General features: G+C 63.5%; 17 protein-coding genes. 7 read left to right on the top strand and 10 right to left on the bottom strand.

Annotated features, from left to right (window positions below; all coding sequences use genetic code 11):
- The first annotated feature begins 34 nt into the window (after positions 1–34).
- Complete coding sequence (locus tag X733_RS140430; RefSeq protein WP_023819869.1) at positions 35–1,948, top strand: PhoX family phosphatase; 1,914 nt, start codon at positions 35–37, stop codon at positions 1,946–1,948.
- A gap of 53 nt (positions 1,949–2,001) precedes the next feature.
- Here the strand turns inward: X733_RS140430 and X733_RS140425 are convergent, their stop codons facing one another.
- From X733_RS140425 to X733_RS140415, 3 genes are all read right to left on the bottom strand, one after another.
- Positions 2,002–3,573 (bottom strand): GMC family oxidoreductase, encoded by a 1,572-nt coding sequence (locus X733_RS140425; RefSeq protein ID WP_023670928.1) that lies wholly within the window; start codon positions 3,571–3,573, stop codon positions 2,002–2,004.
- A 51-nt stretch (positions 3,574–3,624) separates the two neighbouring features.
- Positions 3,625–4,149 (bottom strand): twin-arginine translocation pathway signal, encoded by a 525-nt coding sequence (locus X733_RS140420; RefSeq protein WP_023819870.1) that lies wholly within the window; start codon positions 4,147–4,149, stop codon positions 3,625–3,627.
- An 80-nt stretch (positions 4,150–4,229) separates the two neighbouring features.
- Complete coding sequence (locus tag X733_RS140415; RefSeq protein ID WP_023684616.1) at positions 4,230–4,625, bottom strand: VOC family protein; 396 nt, start codon at positions 4,623–4,625, stop codon at positions 4,230–4,232.
- 220 nt (positions 4,626–4,845) lie between these two features.
- Between X733_RS140415 and X733_RS140410 the strand changes: the two genes are divergently transcribed.
- Positions 4,846–5,148: a ribbon-helix-helix domain-containing protein gene (locus X733_RS140410; protein WP_023670924.1), complete on the top strand. Its 303-nt coding sequence runs from the start codon at positions 4,846–4,848 to the stop codon at positions 5,146–5,148.
- Positions 5,149–5,153: 5 nt separating this feature from the next.
- Here the strand turns inward: X733_RS140410 and X733_RS140405 are convergent, their stop codons facing one another.
- Together X733_RS140405 and X733_RS140400 are read right to left on the bottom strand one after the other, a co-directional pair.
- On the bottom strand, positions 5,154–5,864 hold the full coding sequence (locus tag X733_RS140405) for a DeoD-type purine-nucleoside phosphorylase (protein ID WP_023712397.1): 711 nt from the start codon (positions 5,862–5,864) through the stop codon (positions 5,154–5,156).
- An 84-nt stretch (positions 5,865–5,948) separates the two neighbouring features.
- Positions 5,949–8,519 carry an ATP-binding protein gene (locus X733_RS140400; protein WP_023819871.1) on the bottom strand — a complete coding sequence of 857 codons (2,571 nt, stop codon included), beginning with the start codon at positions 8,517–8,519 and terminating at the stop codon, positions 5,949–5,951.
- A 205-nt stretch (positions 8,520–8,724) separates the two neighbouring features.
- On the opposite strand from X733_RS140400, the gene X733_RS140395 reads away from it, so the two are divergent.
- Positions 8,725–9,441, top strand: a complete 717-nt coding sequence (locus X733_RS140395; RefSeq protein WP_023819872.1) for a flagellar biosynthetic protein FliO — start codon at positions 8,725–8,727, stop codon at positions 9,439–9,441.
- A 176-nt stretch (positions 9,442–9,617) separates the two neighbouring features.
- On the opposite strand, the gene dksA is transcribed toward X733_RS140395, so the two are convergent.
- Together dksA and X733_RS1000000169825 are read right to left on the bottom strand one after the other, a co-directional pair.
- Positions 9,618–10,034, bottom strand: coding sequence for an RNA polymerase-binding protein DksA (gene dksA / locus X733_RS140390; RefSeq protein WP_023673491.1), 417 nt, complete (start codon positions 10,032–10,034; stop codon positions 9,618–9,620).
- A gap of 5 nt (positions 10,035–10,039) precedes the next feature.
- Positions 10,040–10,219 carry a hypothetical protein gene (locus X733_RS1000000169825; protein ID WP_023706174.1) on the bottom strand — a complete coding sequence of 60 codons (180 nt, stop codon included), beginning with the start codon at positions 10,217–10,219 and terminating at the stop codon, positions 10,040–10,042.
- 69 nt (positions 10,220–10,288) lie between these two features.
- Here X733_RS1000000169825 and X733_RS140385 point away from each other — a divergent pair, with 69 nt between their 5' ends.
- From X733_RS140385 to X733_RS140370, 4 genes are all read left to right on the top strand, one after another.
- Positions 10,289–10,792 carry a histidine phosphatase family protein gene (locus X733_RS140385; protein ID WP_023693370.1) on the top strand — a complete coding sequence of 168 codons (504 nt, stop codon included), beginning with the start codon at positions 10,289–10,291 and terminating at the stop codon, positions 10,790–10,792.
- A gap of 87 nt (positions 10,793–10,879) precedes the next feature.
- Entirely contained in the window at positions 10,880–12,358 is a 1,479-nt protein-coding gene (locus tag X733_RS140380) for a YcjX family protein (protein WP_023819873.1), read from the top strand.
- Positions 12,355–13,419 (top strand): TIGR01620 family protein, encoded by a 1,065-nt coding sequence (locus X733_RS140375; protein ID WP_023819874.1) that lies wholly within the window; start codon positions 12,355–12,357, stop codon positions 13,417–13,419. Before X733_RS140380 ends, X733_RS140375 begins: the two co-directional genes overlap by 4 nt.
- A gap of 82 nt (positions 13,420–13,501) precedes the next feature.
- On the top strand, positions 13,502–14,050 hold the full coding sequence (locus X733_RS140370) for a hypothetical protein (RefSeq protein WP_023673495.1): 549 nt from the start codon (positions 13,502–13,504) through the stop codon (positions 14,048–14,050).
- 343 nt (positions 14,051–14,393) lie between these two features.
- On the opposite strand, the gene X733_RS140365 is transcribed toward X733_RS140370, so the two are convergent.
- The 3 genes from X733_RS140365 to X733_RS140355 all read right to left on the bottom strand — a co-directional run bounded on the left by X733_RS140365 (position 14,394) and on the right by X733_RS140355 (position 17,102).
- Positions 14,394–14,660 (bottom strand): hypothetical protein, encoded by a 267-nt coding sequence (locus X733_RS140365; protein ID WP_023673496.1) that lies wholly within the window; start codon positions 14,658–14,660, stop codon positions 14,394–14,396.
- A 183-nt stretch (positions 14,661–14,843) separates the two neighbouring features.
- On the bottom strand, positions 14,844–16,052 hold the full coding sequence (locus X733_RS140360; protein ID WP_023688655.1) for an MFS transporter: 1,209 nt from the start codon (positions 16,050–16,052) through the stop codon (positions 14,844–14,846).
- 60 nt (positions 16,053–16,112) lie between these two features.
- A complete protein-coding gene (locus X733_RS140355; RefSeq protein ID WP_023688656.1) occupies positions 16,113–17,102 on the bottom strand; it encodes an AraC family transcriptional regulator in 990 nt (329 codons plus the stop codon).
- Between the last annotated feature and the right edge of the window lie 62 nt (positions 17,103–17,164).

Below are 17,164 nucleotides of genomic sequence, written 5' to 3' on the forward strand. Positions count from 1 at the left end.
TGCGCCGTAACATCCACCCTTAGAGGCAGACACCATGGCCAATACACCGTCTTCATCCTCCCCCGTCATCCGCGAAATCATTGCCGAGCGCGTCTCGCGCCGGTCTCTTTTGAAAGGCAGCCTCGCCTCCGGCGCGCTGATTGCCGGCGGCAGCTTTGTCGGCTCCTTGTTTGCCGGCGAAACGCATGCCGCCACAGCGCAGTCGACGCTCGGCTTTCCCGAGCTGAAACGGGTCTACGGCAAGACCCATGCCGCCGCCGAAGGCTATGAGACGGCCATCGTCGCGCGCTGGGGCGACCCGCTTGCAGCCGGCCTCGCCGAATTCGACGGCAACAAGGTCGCGGCGGAGGAACAGGAAAAGCGCTTCGGCTACAATTGCGACTACATCGCCTTCATGCCGCTGCCCAAGGGTACGGTGAATTCCGATCATGGCCTGCTCTGCGTCAACAACGAATACATCTCGCCCAATGTGATGTTTCCGGGGATGACCGAGGGCGATGCCGGCAAGACGATGACCAAGGAACAGGTCGATCTCGGTATGGCCGCGATGGGCCATTCGATCGTCGAGGTGCAATTGAAGGACGGCAAGTGGGCAAGCGTGGCGGACAGCCCGCTCAACCGCCGCATCACCGCCAACACCGAAATGACCGTTTCCGGACCGGTTGCCGGCCATGCGCTGATGAAGACCTCGGCCGACGCGACTGGCACGAAAGTGCTCGGCACCAGCTACAACTGCAGCGGCGGTTTCACCCCCTGGGGTACGGTGCTGACCTGCGAGGAAGGCGTGTCCGACATTTTCGGCGGCGACCCGAAAAAGGCGCCGACTGCCGACCTGCTCGACCGTTACGGCTTCGACGGCTCCGACATCTATGGCCGCGGCCGCTTCCATGACCGCTTCAACCTCGACAAGGAACCGAACGAGGCCAACCGCTTCGACTGGGTGGTCGAGATCGACCCTTACGATCCTAAGTCCAGGCCGGTGAAGCGCACGGCACTTGGCCGCATGTCGCATGAGGCCTCGACCGTGGTCCTCAACAAGGACGGCCACGTCGTCGTCTATATGGGTGATGACGACTATTTCGAATACATGTACCGCTTCGTCTCGGCCAAGGCCTATGATAGGGCCAATCCGGCCTCCGGCGCCGATCTGCTCGACGATGGCGTGCTGTCGGTCGCCCGCTTCGATGCCGATGGCTCGATGACGTGGCTGCCGCTGGTGCACGGCCAGGGCAAGCTTACCGCCGAGAACGGTTTTGCCGACCAGGCCGAGGTGCTGTTGAAGACGCGGTTTGCGGCAGATGCGCTCGGCGCCACGCCGATGGACCGGCCAGAGGACATCGAGACCAATCCGGTGACCGGCCGCGTCTATGCGGTGATGACCAAGAACAAGAAGCGCGACCAGTCGAAGGTCAATCCGGCCAACACGCGACCGGAAAATCTCTGGGGCCATATTGTCGAACTGATCCCGCCTGGCGGCCGCGGCGCGGACGCCGACCACACGGCCGAAAACTATGCCTGGGACCTGTTCGTGCTCTGCGGCAACCCGAAAGATGCCAAGGTCGGCGCCACTTTTCATCCGGATACGTCGGACAATGGCTGGTTCGTCTGCCCCGACAACATCACCTTCGACCCGGCGGGGCGGCTGTGGGTGGCGACGGACGGCGCCAATGATTTCGACCTGCCGGACGGCGTCTATGGCGTCGACACCGAAGGTGCGGCGCGCGGCCTGCCGAAGCTGCTGTTCACCTGCCCGCATGGCGCCGAAGCGACCGGCCCATGCTTCACGCCGGACGGCACGACTCTGTTCCTGTCGGTGCAGCACCCTGCGGAAGATGCAGAGACGCTCGACAAGGCGCAGACGCTGTGGCCCGACTTCAGGGATGGCCAGCTGCCGCGACCGTCCGTCGTCGCCATCCGCCGCAAGGACGGACAGCCGGTCGGCGCATAGTGAGTCCTAGGAAAAAAGGGCGGAACGCGCCATGCGCGTTCCGGGAGGACGGCTCAGATCGTCTTGGCCGACATTTGCGAAGCGATGTATTCGGCCTGGCGGATAGCCAGCGACACGATCGTCAGCGTCGGATTTTCAGCCGCACCGGTGGTGAACTGGCTGCCGTCCGACACGAACAGGTTTTTGATGTCGTGCGCTTGGCCGTGCTTGTTGACGACGCCGTCTTCCGCCTTTTCGCTCATCCGGTTTGTGCCGAGATTGTGGGTTGAGGGATAGGGCGGCGTCGGGAAGGAGCGCGTCGCGCCGACCGCATCGTAAAGCGCTGTGGCCTGCTTGTAGGCATGGTTGCGCATCGCCGTGTCGTTGGGATGATCATCGAAATGCACGTCGGCGATCGGCATGCCGTGCGCGTCCTTCTCGTCCTTGTGCAGCGTGATGCGGTTTTCCGCGCGCGGCATGTCCTCGCCGACGATCCACAGGCCAGCCATGTGATCATAGTGGTCGAGCGCGGTGGTGAATGAACGGCCCCAGCCGCCGGGGTTGAGGAAGGCGGCCATGAAGGGCAAGCCGAGCGACAGCGTCTCGAATTCATAGCCGCCGACAAAGCCGCGTGAGGGATCGTGCCGCGCCTCGTCGCGGATAATGCCGGCCATGGTGGTGCCGCGATACATGTGCACCGGTTGGTCGAAAATGGCGTAGACCGAACCGGTGGTGTGGCGCATGTAGTTCTTGCCGACCTGCCCCGACGAATTGGCAAGCCCTTGCGGAAACTTCGCTGACTCGGAGTTTAGCAGCAGGCGCGGGCTTTCGATCGAGTTGCCGGCGACGGCGACAATGCGGGCCTTCTGTTCCTGCAGCTTGCCGTCCTTGTCGGCATAGACGACGCCGGTCACCTTGCCTGAGGCGTCGTGGTTGATCTTGATCGCCATGGCATTCGGCCGGACTTCGAGATGGCCGGAGGCCTCGCCCTTGGGGATCTCGGTATAGAGCGTCGACCATTTGGCGCCCCATTTGCAGCCCTGGAAGCAGAAGCCGGTCTGTTGGCAGGAGTTCCGGTCATCACGCTCGACCGAATTGATTGCCATGTTGCCGGTATGACATTCCTTGTAGCCGAGCTTGTCGGCGCCGGCCTTGAGCACCTTGAAATTGTTGTTGCCGGGCAGCCGCGGCCAGCCATTGGTGCCGGTGACGCCCATCTTGGCTTCCGCCTTGGCGTAGTACGGCTCCATCTCGGCCAATGTGACCGGCCAGTCCAGCAGGTTGGCGCCTTCCAGCTTGCCGTAGGTCGAGAGCGTCTTGAACTCATGCTCCTGGAAGCGCAGCGAGGCGCCGGCCCAGTGCGTGGTCGAGCCGCCGACCGATTTGACTATCCAGGCCGGCAAATTGGGGAAATCCTTCGACACCCGCCAGTCGCCGGACGTCGTGCGCTTGTCCGTCCAGGCGAGTTGGCTGAAGGAACCCCACTCATCATTGATGAAATCCTCGTATTCGTGGCGCGCGCCGGCCTCGAGGATGACGACATCGACGCCTTTCTGGGCGAGTTCGTTGCCGAGCGTGCCGCCGCCGGCGCCGGAGCCGATGATCACGACCACGCCGTCGTTGTTGAGATCAAATGAAGCTGCCATGGTTTCCTCCCATGAATTCCTGTTTGCCGGGTTTCAGAACGACGGAAGGGCTCAGAGCCACTCTATGTCGTCGAAACCGCGCGCGATGTAGCCGCCCTTGGAGTAGGATTCGCCCTCGTAGCCGAAGATCGGCCACACCTCCTGCTGGTTGTAGAGGCTGACGACGAGGCCGCCGCGGATGGACTGGAAGAACGGCGTCGCCTCGATCTGCTGCAGCACGGCAACGCGCTGCTCCTCCCAGCCGAGGCCGCGATAGCCGCCCTCGCCCGACTTCTTGTCGAGGTCGGCGATGCCGTCTTCGATCATCGCCTTGTAGGCAGCGTCCTTGCCGGCCTGCTCATCATCCCCTTTTACGGCGATGGCGTAGTATTTGTCGGGCACCTGATCGTGCGGATAGATGTCGCGCGCCATCTGGATCAGCGTCGCCATGGTTTCGGGCTTGAGCGCCGATGTCTCGAGCCCCCAGGCATTTTCAGGGCTGATGACGGCGCTGCCGGAAATGACGAGCAACGCGCCGATGCCGCCGCGTTTGAGAAGTTCACGACGTGAGAGCCTCGCGTCATAGATCGTGACCATTTGTTCCTCCCTGCTTGCTGTTTGCGCCCTTGAACAGCGCCGTTGCTGGCGCCGCGCGGCTGAATGCGGCTGATAATCCCCTACTGGAAGCGCCCTCCACGCTGCAGAACCTCGATCTTGTAGCCGTCGGGGTCCTCGATGAAGAAAAAGCGGGCGATCAGCGATCCGTCGCGGTTGAATTCGACGATCTTCTTGGGGTTGAGGCCGAGCGCGCCGATCCGGTCGTGTTCGCTGTCGAGATCGGACACCGAGACCGCCAGATGGCCGTAACCGTCGCCAAGCCCATAAGGCTCGGTGCGGCCCTTGTTCACGGTGAGTTCGAGCTCGAACCCCGTTTCGGCGTTGGCAAGGTAAATCAGCGTGAATGTCTCGAAATCCAGCCTGTCGGCGACGTCGAGCCCGAAAGCGTTTCTGTAGAAATCGACGGATCTGGCCTCTTGGAGAACCCGGATCATGGAATGGATTGCCTTCGCCAAATCAGTCTCCGCCGCTGCATGTTGGAGGCGATTATGGGCGGCACGCGCGAAAGGTGGTGGCAGCCGGTTACCACGGCTAAATTTGCAATCGCTGCTATGCCAGCGCCTAAAGACGAAAGTCCGATTGCCGATTCGGCCCACAAGGCCGAACATGCAGGGACAACCACAACTTGAAGGCGCGACACGCTGCGCCCAAAACCAACAATATCGGGAGGTAAGGATGTGCAGGGTTTTTGCCGGGCAGGATCCGGAAGGCTATCGACAGATCAACCGGTCGATCCGCATCGACGGTCACTCTACGAGTATCCAGCTTGAAGGAACGTTCTGGGCGCTGCTTGACGAAATTGCCGACAGCCAGGGCCTGACGACGCCGAAGTTCATCTCAAAACTCTATGACGAGGCGATCGAGATCAACGGCGCCATTCCCAACTTCGCGTCGATGCTGCGTACCACCTGCGCGCTCTATCTGCGCGGTCACCGGCCAGACATGGATGAGCTGACGCCGAAGCGCGAAGCGGCCTGAGGAAGCTAGCCTTCCGCCGCAACGTCGAGCCCGAGCCGCGCCATATCGGTGAACAGCGCCTGACGTTCGGAATAGGCAGTCTGTTCGCCGGTCACGATGTTGTCGACGACGGTCAGCAGCGACAGCGCGCGGGCGCCGAAATGCGCCGCGATTCGGTAGAGTGCGCTGGTTTCCATATCGACAGCGAGAGCGCCAAGCGCCTGCGCTTCGGCAAAGCGGTCGCGCCCTACAGGGTGGTAGAAGACATCGCTGCAGATGGTCAGCCCGGCCTGGTGGTCGATGCCGAGCTGGGCGGCGCAGGCCAAAGCGTGGGCGAACAGGCCGGGATCGGGCCCGGCGGCAGCATCGTAGAGGCCGAAGACCTGGCCGCTTTGGTCGCTTTCGGCGCGCACCGACTGCGAGATCACCAAGGAGCGCAGCGGCACGCGGGGTGTCAGGCCGCCGCAGGTACCTGTGCGGATCAGCGTTTTGACGCCGTGAACATCCAGGAGTTCATGCACATAGACCAGGAAGGACGGGACACCGATGCCGGTGGCCTGGATGCTGATGGGACGGCCGCGATAGAGACCAGTGAAGCCGAGTGCGCCCCGGCGGCGGTTGACGCAGCGCGGTGCCTCAAGAAATGTCTTTGCCATCCACTCGGCGCGTTGCGGATCGCCCGGTAACAGCACCGTTGCGGCATAGTCGCCCCTGGCAGCCTCGTTGTGCGGCGTCACGACATGCTCCCCAATACCCGCCGCCCGTTTCGCCTGCAATCATGGCAGCGTCACGTCATTGCGCAAGCTTTGAATTAGGGCGCCCTAAGACTCCAACACATCCTTGACCACGGTGGCCAGCTGCTTGAGGGAGAACGGCTTCGGCAGGAAGCCGAATTGCGCGCCCGGCGGCAGGTTTCTGGCGAAAGCGTCTTCGGCATAGCCGGACACGAAGACGAACTTGATGTCGGGCTGGCGCTTGCGCAGTTCGCCGAGCAGCGTCGGTCCGTCCATTTCCGGCATCACCACGTCGGACACGACGATATCGACCTTGCCGCCGAGCGCTTCGAAGACTTCCAGCGCCTCGACGCCCGAGGAGGCCTCATGGACGGTATAGCCGCGCGAGGTCAGCGCCCGCGAGCCGCCCATGCGCACGGCGTCTTCGTCCTCGACGAGGAGCACAGTGGCCGAGCCCGACAGGTCCTTGGCGCTGTCGGCGGCTTTCACCGGTGCAGCCGGCGCCTCGCTGACGTCGCCGGGCTTCTTCGCCTCCACGATATGGCGCGGCAAGAAGATGCGGAAGGTCGAGCCCTTGCCGACTTCGGAATCGCAGAAGATGAAACCGCCGGTCTGCTTGATGATGCCATAGACCATCGACAGGCCAAGGCCGGTGCCTTTGCCGACTTCCTTGGTGGTGAAGAACGGCTCAAAAATCTTCTTCAGCACGTCCGGGGCAATGCCCGAGCCGCTATCCTCGACCTCGACCACGACATAGTCGGCAGGCGTGAGCTCGCGGTAGGAGAAGCTCTTGCATTGTTCGGCGGTGACGTTGCGGGTGCGCACGGTGAGGTCGCCGCCGGCCGGCATGGCGTCGCGCGCGTTGACGGCGAGGTTGACCACCACCTGCTCGAACTGGCCGATATCGACCTTGACCGGCCACAAATCGCGGCCGTGGTCGACCTTCAGCTTGATCTCGTTGCCGACCAGGCGGGCAAGCAGCATCCGGAGATCGGCAAGCACGTCGGTCAGGTTCAGCACTTCCGGCCGCAAAGTCTGCTTGCGCGAGAAGGCGAGCAACTGCCGCACCAGCGAGGCCGCCCGGTTGGCATTCTGCTTGATGTTCATGATGTCGGGGAAGGATGGGTCCGACGGACGGTGATTGGTCAGCAAAAGATCCGACGCCATGATGATGGCGGTCAGCACATTGTTGAAGTCGTGGGCGATGCCGCCGGCAAGCTGTCCGACAGCCTGCATCTTCTGGCTCTGCGCCATCTGGCCCTCGAGCGCCTTCTGCTCGGTGGTCTCGACGGCATAGACGATGGCCGATTCGTCGGCGCCCTCGCCGGTGCCGTCGGCGACGGCGTTGACGTAGAAGCGGATGTGACGCTCCTCATTGCCGGGCAGCAGCGTGTCGATCGGCTCGATGTCGGCCTGCCTCAGCCGCGCCTTCTCGAAGGCGGCGGCAAAGGCCGGCCGGTCGCGCTCATGGATCACGGTGTCCAGCCGCACGCGGCGGTCAACCGCGTCGCCGTCGACGACGGAGGAAAACAGCGACAGGAACGGCGCGTTGGTGCGCAGGATGCGGCCGCCATTGTCGACGGCAGCAATGGCCATCGGCGTCGAATTGAAGAAACGGGTGAAGCGCACTTCCGAAGCACGAAGGTCGGCCGATGCGTCCTCGCCCTGGGTGCGGTTGAGCACAATGGTGCGGGTCGGACCGTTGGTCCCCTCGCGGCTGGCCGAGACCCGATGCATGAAGCGCACCGGCACCGCCTCGCCGGTTGTCGTCGTCAGATCGAGATCGATGACGGCGTTGCGGGTGGTGCCGGGATCGGCCTTGACCGAGCGCACCAGCGCCATGCCGTCGCCGGCGACGATTTCCGGGAGTGTCACGGCGCCAGGGGTGAAGCTCGCCAGATCGATGCCCAGCCATTCGGCGAGCGTGGCGTTGATGTAGGTTACACGGCCTTCCTGGTCGGCCGAGAAGAAACCGGCCGGCGCATGGTCGAGATGGTCGATGGCCTTCTGCAAGTCGAGGAAGAAACGCTCCTGCTCGGCCCGTTCCTGCGAGATATCGGCAAGCTGCCAGGCAAGCATCGGCAGGCGCTGACCGGGAACGCTGAAGGTCCGGGCCTGCGCCCGGTACCAGCGCGCGCCGGGTTCGGCGCCCGGCCGGATCGACTGTGCTAGCCGGAACTCACCGTCGCCGGCCTGGCCATCGCGCAAGCCCGAGGCCAGCCGGTATATGGTCACCGAAGCTTCGGGGACATCGGAAAGCAGGCCTTCGACCGTCTTCAGATCGGCGGCCGACGCAGCACCGGTCATCTCGGCGTAGGCCCGGTTGGCGTAGACGACGCGGCCCTTGGTGTCGGTGACGATCAGGCCCTGCGACATCGAATCGACGAAGGCCTTCGACAGTTCGTCCCCGGTCGAACGCGGCGCGATCTGCACGAAGCCGATGGCCGTGGCGAACAGGAAGCCGACGCCGATCATGGCAAGCACGCCCAGCATGCCGAGCAGGAACGGATCGCCAAGACGCTCGCGGAAAATGCCGAAAACGATCGCGGCCCCAGTCAGGACGATGATGAACACGATGAGCCGGGTAACCGCGCCTGGCCGCGTGTTCTGATCGACGATCGGTACCGGATAGAAATCGCCTCGCGTTTCCCTGGCCATATGCCCCCTGCTCGTGAGTTGTCCGACACCGCCCCCGGCCGGTTGAATCACATTCTCCTAATCCGGAAAAGGCCTTGGCGGCAAATGTCGGATAAAAATGACGCGTCGGTGTTTTCAAGCTGTTCACGAAGCGTGAAGGCAACTTGCGGTGGCTGGCCGCAACGGTCTAGTGTCCCTCCACTTCAAAAGCCGATTGGGGGCACCGATGCAGTGGCTGGATAATGTGGCGGGTCCCGGATATGCCGCAGCGCTGCTGTGGACGTTTGCTGCCCTTGTCCTGCTGGTGATCGTGCTCATCATCATCAGGCTGGTCCGCAACCTGACCTTCGGCACCTTCGTTGCCGGCGGCAGGAACCGCAAGACACGGCTGGCGGTCATGGACGCGACGGCGGTCGACAGCCACCGCCGGCTGGTGCTCATCCGTCGCGACGACATCGAACACCTGCTTTTGATCGGTGGCCCGACCGACGTTGTCGTCGAGCGCGATATCAGACTTGCAGCGCCACGCCGTCCGGCATTGACCGGCGATGGCGGTGTTGGCCAGCAGCAACAGGCGCCGCGGCCGCACGCAGCACAACCCGCTCCCACCGCGCCCGCAAGGCAGGCGCCACCGCCGCAACCGGTAAGGGCTGCTCCAGCCGCCGTTCCGCCGCGCCAGGCCGCACCGGCGCCGAAACCGGCTCAAATCTACCAGGCGAGCAATGTGACACCGCTGCCGGCCTATGGCTCCGCCGCCAATACTGCCCGGCAGGCCCCGCCACCGAAGCATGAGTCTATCGACGATACGCTGATGCGAGAACTCGAGGTCTCGCTCGACGATTCGCACCCCAAACCGGCAAGCAAGCCGGCCGCGAAGGCACCGCAGTCTCTCGACGACGAGATGACCAAGCTGCTCGGCGAACTCGCCAGCCAGAAACGATAAAGCCCGGCGAACCGTCATCTTGCCGATTCCCGATCGGAACGCCGCTTAAAGCGCGTCGCACAAATCCGTTCAGTGCGACGCGCTTTAACTTCGTGCGATTAAACCCTTCGCTAAAAACACAAATGGCCGGGAAACCCGGCCATTTCGATGAAACAGTCCTGCCTGACGGCAGCGGCTCAATCGTCGCGATAGACCTTCTCGCGGCGTTCGTGGCGCTCCTGCGCTTCGATCGACAAGGTCGCGATCGGACGCGCATCCAGCCGCTTCAGCGCGATCGGCTCGCCGGTTTCCTCGCAATAGCCGTATGTGCCTTCATCGATGCGCTGCAGCGCCGAATCGATCTTTGAAATGAGCTTGCGCTGGCGGTCGCGGGCCCGAAGCTCGATGGCGCGGTCGGTTTCCGAGGAAGCGCGATCGGCGAGATCGGGATGGTTGGCGTTTTCCTGCTGCAGGATTTCGAGGGTTTCGCGCGCTTCGCGCAGTATGTCGGTCTTCCAGGTGACGAGCTTCAGGCGAAAGTAGGATTTCTGCCGTTCGTTCATGAACGGCTCGTCTTCGGAGGGTACGTAATTGGCTGTAACGATATCGTTCATTCGACTCACCCAACAACCCCAAATTTGGCGCCTATATATTCGCGCAGAGAAGGCTGCACAAGCGTAATCCGCGCGCGTTTCACGCAATTGTTAATGCCGCGCGGGCGATCCTCAGCAAAGCCTTCCATAGGAAGGGCGCGGGCGAATTCGCACATGATTCGCTGCGCTTGGGCGTCGCCGCCCATTGTGCCTCAGGCCTTTCTCGTGGCTAATCCAGTTGTGTCATTGGTGGGCAGCACACCATTGGGGGTCCGGTGAGCAGACTGTATCTGTTGAGGCATGCGAAGGCTGGCTGGGCCCTTCCCGGCGTGCGCGACTTCGATCGCCCGCTCGACGCATCCGGCATTGCCGATGCCGAAATGATGGGGACGGCGATGCGTGCCCGCAACTACATCCCCGATATCACGCTCTGCTCCAACGCCAAGCGGGCGCGCCAGACGCTGGAAGGCATCGCCGGCCACACCGATACCGGCCGGGTGCTGTTCTTCGACACGCTCTACAGCGAGGATGCCGCCGGCTACCTCGCCATCATCCGCAGCAATGGCGGCCCCGGCTCGCTGCTGGTCATCGGCCACAATCCGATGACGGAAGACCTTGCCATGGCGGTCTCGGGCGACGGCGACGAGGCTGCTCGGGCCATCATGAACCATGGTTTCCCGACCTCCGGCCTTGCGGTCGTGCGCTTCGACGGCACCCTCACCGAGGCTGCGCAAGGCGCGGGCTACCTCGAAGCCTTCCTGACGCCCGTCGATCTCTGAGCCGAGCCGGCCGAGGCCGGGCGCCATTTCAAACTTGAACCGCAAAGCCTATATCGGCGCAAGAGAGCACGCCTGAGAGAACAGATTTTGGCATCATCGCTGACCACTTTCACCGACGAAGCGAGAATTGCCCTGGATACGCTGTCGGGGCGTGCGAGCGGGCTTTTTTCGCCGTCGCTTCGGCTGGGCGTCACCGGCCTGTCCCGGGCCGGCAAGACGGTGTTCATCTCGGCTCTCGTCCACAATCTCATCCATGGCGGGCGCCTGCCGCTGTTCGAGGCGCAGAAGTCGGGACGGACCGCGCGCGCCTTCCTCGAGGAACAGCCGGACGATGCCGTGCCGCGTTTTCAGTACGAGGACCATATCTCCGCCCTGGTCAACGACCGCATCTGGCCGGACTCGACGCGCGCCATTTCGGAACTCAGGCTCACCATCGAATATGAGTCTGCCTCCGGTTGGAACCGGATGTTTTCCAGCGGCCGATTGTCGGTCGACATCGTCGACTACCCCGGCGAATGGCTGCTCGACCTGCCGCTGCTCGGCAAATCCTTCGCCGATTTTTCGCGCGAGGCGTTCGAGATGGCGATGCTGCCGGTGCGGGCCGACCTGTCGCAGGACTGGCGGGCGCTGTCGGCGAGGATCGAACCCAATGCCGACGCCGACGAGATGACGGCGCGGCGCCTCGCCGAGAGTTTTGCCGCCTACCTCAAGGCCTGCAAGCTCGACGAGCGGGCGCTTTCGACCTTGCCGCCCGGCCGTTTCCTGATGCCTGGCGACCTCGAGGGATCGCCGGCGCTGACCTTCGCGCCCTTGCTGCTCAAGGGTGAGAAACGGCCGCGGTCCGGCTCGCTGCAAGCGATGATGGAGCGACGCTACGAGGCCTACAAGACGCATGTGGTGAAACCGTTCTTCCGCGAACACATCACCCGCCTCGACCGCCAGATCGTGGTGATCGACGCCATGCAGGCGCTGAACGCCGGCCCTGGCGCGATGGCCGACCTGGAACGCGCGGTGACCGAAATCCTCTCCTGTTTCCGTCCTGGCCGAGGCAATTTCCTCACCGACCTGTTTTCACGCCGCATCGACCGCATCCTGGTTGCCGCGACCAAGGCCGACCATTTGCATCACGAAAGCCATGACCGGCTGCAGGCAATCGTGCGGCGGCTTGCCGACCGCGCCGTGGCGCGGGCAAATTTCACCGGTGCCGATGTCGACGTGGTCGCCATGGCGGCGGTGCGCGCGACGCGCGAAGGCACGGTCAAGCAAGGCCGCGACACCCTGCCGGTGATCATCGGCACGCCGCTGAAAGGCGAGAAGATCAACGACGAAACCTTCGATGGCAAAACCGAAACCGCGATATTTCCGGGGGACTTGCCGGAAAAAATTGATGAGGTTTTCGACGTTTCCGAATCTGACCATCGGCAGAGCAGCGACGATCCGGCGATCCGTTTCGTGCGCTTTCGCCCACCAAAGCTCGAACGCACCGCCGAAGGCGTCACGCTGTCGCTGCCGCATATCAGGCTCGACCGCGCCTTGCAGTTCCTGATCGGAGACCATCTGGCATGACCGCGCCCCGCAGACCGGCAGCTTTCCGCATCGAGCCGGAGGCCGGACCGAAGCAGGAAACGCGCCGCCCCCATGCCGAGCCGCCGCGCAAGCCGCGCGCCGTCGTCGTGCCGGCCGAGATCGATGTCTTCGACGAACCCGACATTGTCGCCGCCGAACCGCCGCCGGCGACCGCACCGCGCAGGCGCTCGCTGTTTTCCAGCCTGTTTTTCGGCGCGGCCGGCGTGCTGGTTTCGCTCGCCGTCGGCCTGTGGACCGACCAGCTCATCCGCGACCTGTTCGAGCGCGCAGAGTGGCTGGGTTGGCTGGCAGCGGCAATGGCCGCAATTGTCGTGTTGGCGCTCGCGGTCGTGCTGGTGCGGGAATTCCTGGCTATTGCCCGGCTGGCCGAGGTCGAAAAACTGCAAAAGCGGGCGCTCGATGCCGTGGCGCGCGACGATCCGAAGGCTGCAAGGGCCGTCGTCGAAGAGCTTTCGGCCTTTGTCGCTGCGAAACCCGAAACCGCGGCCGGCAGGCGCTCCCTGGCCGAATTGCGCGGCGAGATCATCGACGGCGGCAATCTGGTGCGACTGGCCGAGGCCGAGATTCTCGGGCCGCTCGATGCGAGAGCCAAGGTGATGATCCTCGAAACAGCCAAACGCGTGTCGCTGGTCACCGCCGTCAGCCCCCGCGCACTCGTAGACGTTGCCTATGTCGTGTTCGAGGCCGGGCGCCTGATCCGCCGCTTGTCCGAGCTCTACGGCGGCAGGCCGGGCACGCTGGGCTTTTTCCGGCTGGCGCGCAGCGTTCTTGCCCATCTGGCGGTGACCGGCTCGATCGCCGTCGGCGACAGCTTCGTCCAGCAGATCGTCGGCCATGGCCTTGCCGCCCGGCTGTCGGCGAAACTCGGCGAAGGCGTGGTAAACGGCATGATGACGGCGCGTATCGGCATCGCTGCCATGGAGACGGCGCGGCCCCTGCCCTTCATTGCCGGCAGGCGGCCGGGTATGGGCGATTTCCTGTCGGCGCTGACCTCGTTTGCGGCCAAAAAAGAGAATGAAGCACCCGCCTCGAGCAAGTAAACGCCCTCTCGCGGTCACCAAGCATTAACCAATCTTGTTCATGGTCGTCCAACAACAGCCTCCTTGTTGCCGGGTGTCGTCTATGAAAAGCGTAATCTTGTCCTGCGTCCTGCCCCTGGTCGCGCTTGCAGCACCTCTGGGCCCGACCGGGAAAGCCTTTGCAGCGGAGCCCGACAAGCAGTTCTTCCGCACCGTTGAAGGCAAATGGGTCGGCCCGGGCGAAATCATCGCCGGCAAATACAAGGGCACGAAGTTCACCTGCAGCTTCGACGGCTCGACGCCGGATAACAAGACCGGCATGACGCTCGATGGCGACTGCCGCGTCGGTGTCTTCACCCAGAAAATGTCGGCGACCGTCGAGCGCAAGGGCCGCGACTACAAGGGCAATTTCATGGGCGGCGCCGCGGGGTCGGGCCTGGACATCATCGGCGGCAACGTGGTCGATGCCCGCAAAGTCGTCTTCACCATCAACCGCAACCAGCTGCGCGGCGTGATGCAGGCCCGCATTCCCGACGACAATTCGATGACGGTGACCATCGCCGTGCGCGTCGACCAGCAGCTGGTGCCGGTCATCGGTATGAGCCTCAAGCGCGTCGATGCCGTCGAAGTTGGCTCCATCGCCAAAAACTGACTCTCAAGCGGTTCCCCCAAAAAGCGCGGAACGGGGTTGCACTGCGCGATAGCTGAGCGATTCCGCTCAGCTCGATGTCGGGAAATGACAGGCCACCTTGCGGCCGGGTCGGCGCTCCTCAAGCACGGGCCGCTCGGTGCGGCACCTTTCTGCCGCGATCGGACATGTGGCGCGCAACCGACGATGTCAGCGTCTCCGACGGCCCAAGCCACAGCAAGGCCAACGTGTCAGGGTCCTGTGCGTGCCGGCCGTCCTTCGTGTCAGCGCGATGCGCTTTAAGAACACCAGCAAAAAAGGCGGCGGCTACTCGAGCCACCGCCTTTCTCAATTTCCGAACGAAGAATCAGCCCTTGATGGCGGCCGTCAGCTCGTCATAGGCCTTGCAGGCGTCGGCCGGCGTGGTGGCGCCCTGATATTTTGTCGTCACCGCCTGCACCTTGGCGGTCAGGTCGGCGGCCTTCGTCGGATCCTTGGTGATCGCTTCCTGCAGCGCGGCGGTCATTTCCTGCGCCTTCTTGGCCGCGATTTCCTGCGTGCATTCAGGCGCCTTCGAACAGGCCGATGCGGCAAGCATGGCGACACCCACGCCGACGAGCAAAAACTTCTTCATGTCAGTCATTCTCCTCACGAAGGCAGAACTTGATCGTCGCTGCCTTCCAACGGCCGAAGCCTGGCGTCCCATAGCCGCCGATTGCGGCAAAACGCAACGTGTGCGGCGCATGAACTTGTGCAGCGCTGCTGCAACGGCGCGGACGGCCTGATTGAGGCCGCCCGTGTCAGACGAAGCAAGGTTTCAGCCACGAGGCTGCAGCAGCGCCAGTGCGGCCGTCGCCGCGGCAAGGACGGCGGTTAGGGTCAAAGGCCCAGTAGCGCCATAGGTGTCCACGACATAACCGCCGACAACCGCGCCGACGGTGATGGCAACCTGGAAGGAAGTGACCATCAGGCTGCCTGCTGCTTCCAGCGCATCAGGCGCCGCGCGGGACATATTGGTCGGCAGCACCACCGGCGCCATGCCGAAGGCGAAGCCCCACAGCGTAACAAAGCCGAAGGCAACGCCGGTTTGCGCGCCCCAAAGCACCAAAGCGAGTGCCGCAAACGCCATCAACGCGGCGGTAACTGCGAGGGCCATGTGGATGTTGGTGTCGGCCAGGCGGCCACCGGCAATATTGCCGATCACAGCGGCGATGCCGAACCCGAGCAGCGCCAGGGCAATCGGCCCGGTTGTGAGGAGCGTCACCTGTTCGAGGAACGGGCGCACATAGACCGAGCCGGCAAAATGCCCGGTCATCAGCAGAACAATGGCAAGCATGCCGAGTTGGATGCCACGCCGCCGTGTCAGCCGAAAGACGTCTGCAAGGCTGTTGCTTGCCGCCGCAGGCAAGGTCGGCAGGCTGAGAAGCTGCAGCAGCATGGCAAGCGCGGCCAGCCCCGCCGTCATGGCCATCGCGCTGCGCCATCCCAGCCAGTCGCTGATCAACGCACCCATCGACGGCGCGGCAATGGTCGCGAGCGAGACGCCGAGGGTCACGATCGCCATGCCGCGACCTGTCGCATTGGCGCCGACCAGCCGCGCCACGACGGCAACGGAAAGTGCCCAGAAAGCGCTGAGAGCAATCCCCAGTCCGGCCCGGCCCAGCAACAACAGCCAGAAATTGGGCGCCAGCGCCGCAAGAATATTGGAACCGACCGCCAGGGCCATGAGGCCAACCAGCACCGCCTTGCGGTTCAATCGACCGATGAGAACATTGCTCAACATGGCCGTCACGGCGCCAACGGAAGCGGTGGCGGTGACGACCTGTCCGGCCGTTCCCTCGCTGATGCCGAGATCGCGCGCCATCGGCGTCAACAGACCTGCCGGCAAGAATTCGGCAGACACCAGGGCAAAGCTGGTGGCCGCCAATGAAAGGACCGCGAACCAGGTGGCCGCGCTCCACGCGGCTGGTGCATCGGCATCAAGGCCAATGGCGGCGTCTTCAAGCTGTAATGTTGTGTCAGTCACGGGAAGATCTCCACAGTTTGGAGATCTTAGATAGGCGAGTCCGCCCGGATGTTATGTACCTTAAAATCCGAAATTCATATCCATTCGTCCGGGAATTGTGCGGCGCACAACGCCTGGCGAGACATTGGTGATGCGCTTGAACGCGCGGGCGAAGGACGCCTCGGAATCATAGCCCAAACGGGTAGCGACTTCGGCAACAGACAAGCCGTTTTGGCCCAGCAATTCGCGGGCAAGCTGCATGCGCAGGCGGGCGAGATAATGTGCGGCGCCCTCCCCCAATACCGCGCTGAAGCGCTCGGCGAAAATCGAACGCGATTGGCCTGCCACGCCGGCCAGGCTTCCCAGCGTCCAGCTGTGGCCGGGGTCGCGATGCATGGCCGCCAGAGCGCGCCCTATATGGGGGTCGCGGATGGCTGCAAGCCAACCGATGGTCGAGGCGCCGTTGCAATTGACCCAGCAGCGTATGAGCCTGGCTGTCAGCAAATCCGCCATACGCGACAGGATGGTGGCGCTGCCCATCTGCGGTTGCGCGGCCTCCACCGTCATGGCCGCCAGCAAAGGGCCGACCATCGGGTCATTGCCGGCCACGTCGCAACCCTTGATGAGAGGCGGCATCAACGTGATCAACGGATTGAGCGCATAGGAGCCGAGAGACATGGAGCCGCAGAAAAGGGTGCTTGTCGCGCCCGTTCCCTGCCGTATCACTTCGCAAACGTTGCCGCCCAACTTGATCACCTGGCAGCCCTCGAGCGAATCGCCCACCACGTCCGGCGCACTCGCCAGCCGATGGGCGATGCCTTGCGGCAGCAGCACCAGATCGCCATCGCGCAACTCCTGCCAGCCTTGCGCTTCGGTGTGAATCCAGCATGGACCCTGGCCGACAAAGTGAAAACGAAGCAGTTGTTGTTGCGGAAAGTCTATGCTCCATGGGTGCCGGAGTTCGCAGCGGCCATAGTTGACACCACTCAAGCGAAAGTCTTGCAGAACTTCGCTGAGCGCATCCATCGGGATATGTGGCAGCGGCGACGGCCGGGACGAATAATCAGGCATTTGTCAGATATAGATACCGGCCGTCCGACAGGCAAGCGCAGACTGTTGTTCCACCGGGGAAT

The sequence above is a fragment of the Mesorhizobium sp. L2C066B000 genome, from assembly GCF_000502335.1.
GTDB lineage: Bacteria > Pseudomonadota > Alphaproteobacteria > Rhizobiales > Rhizobiaceae > Mesorhizobium.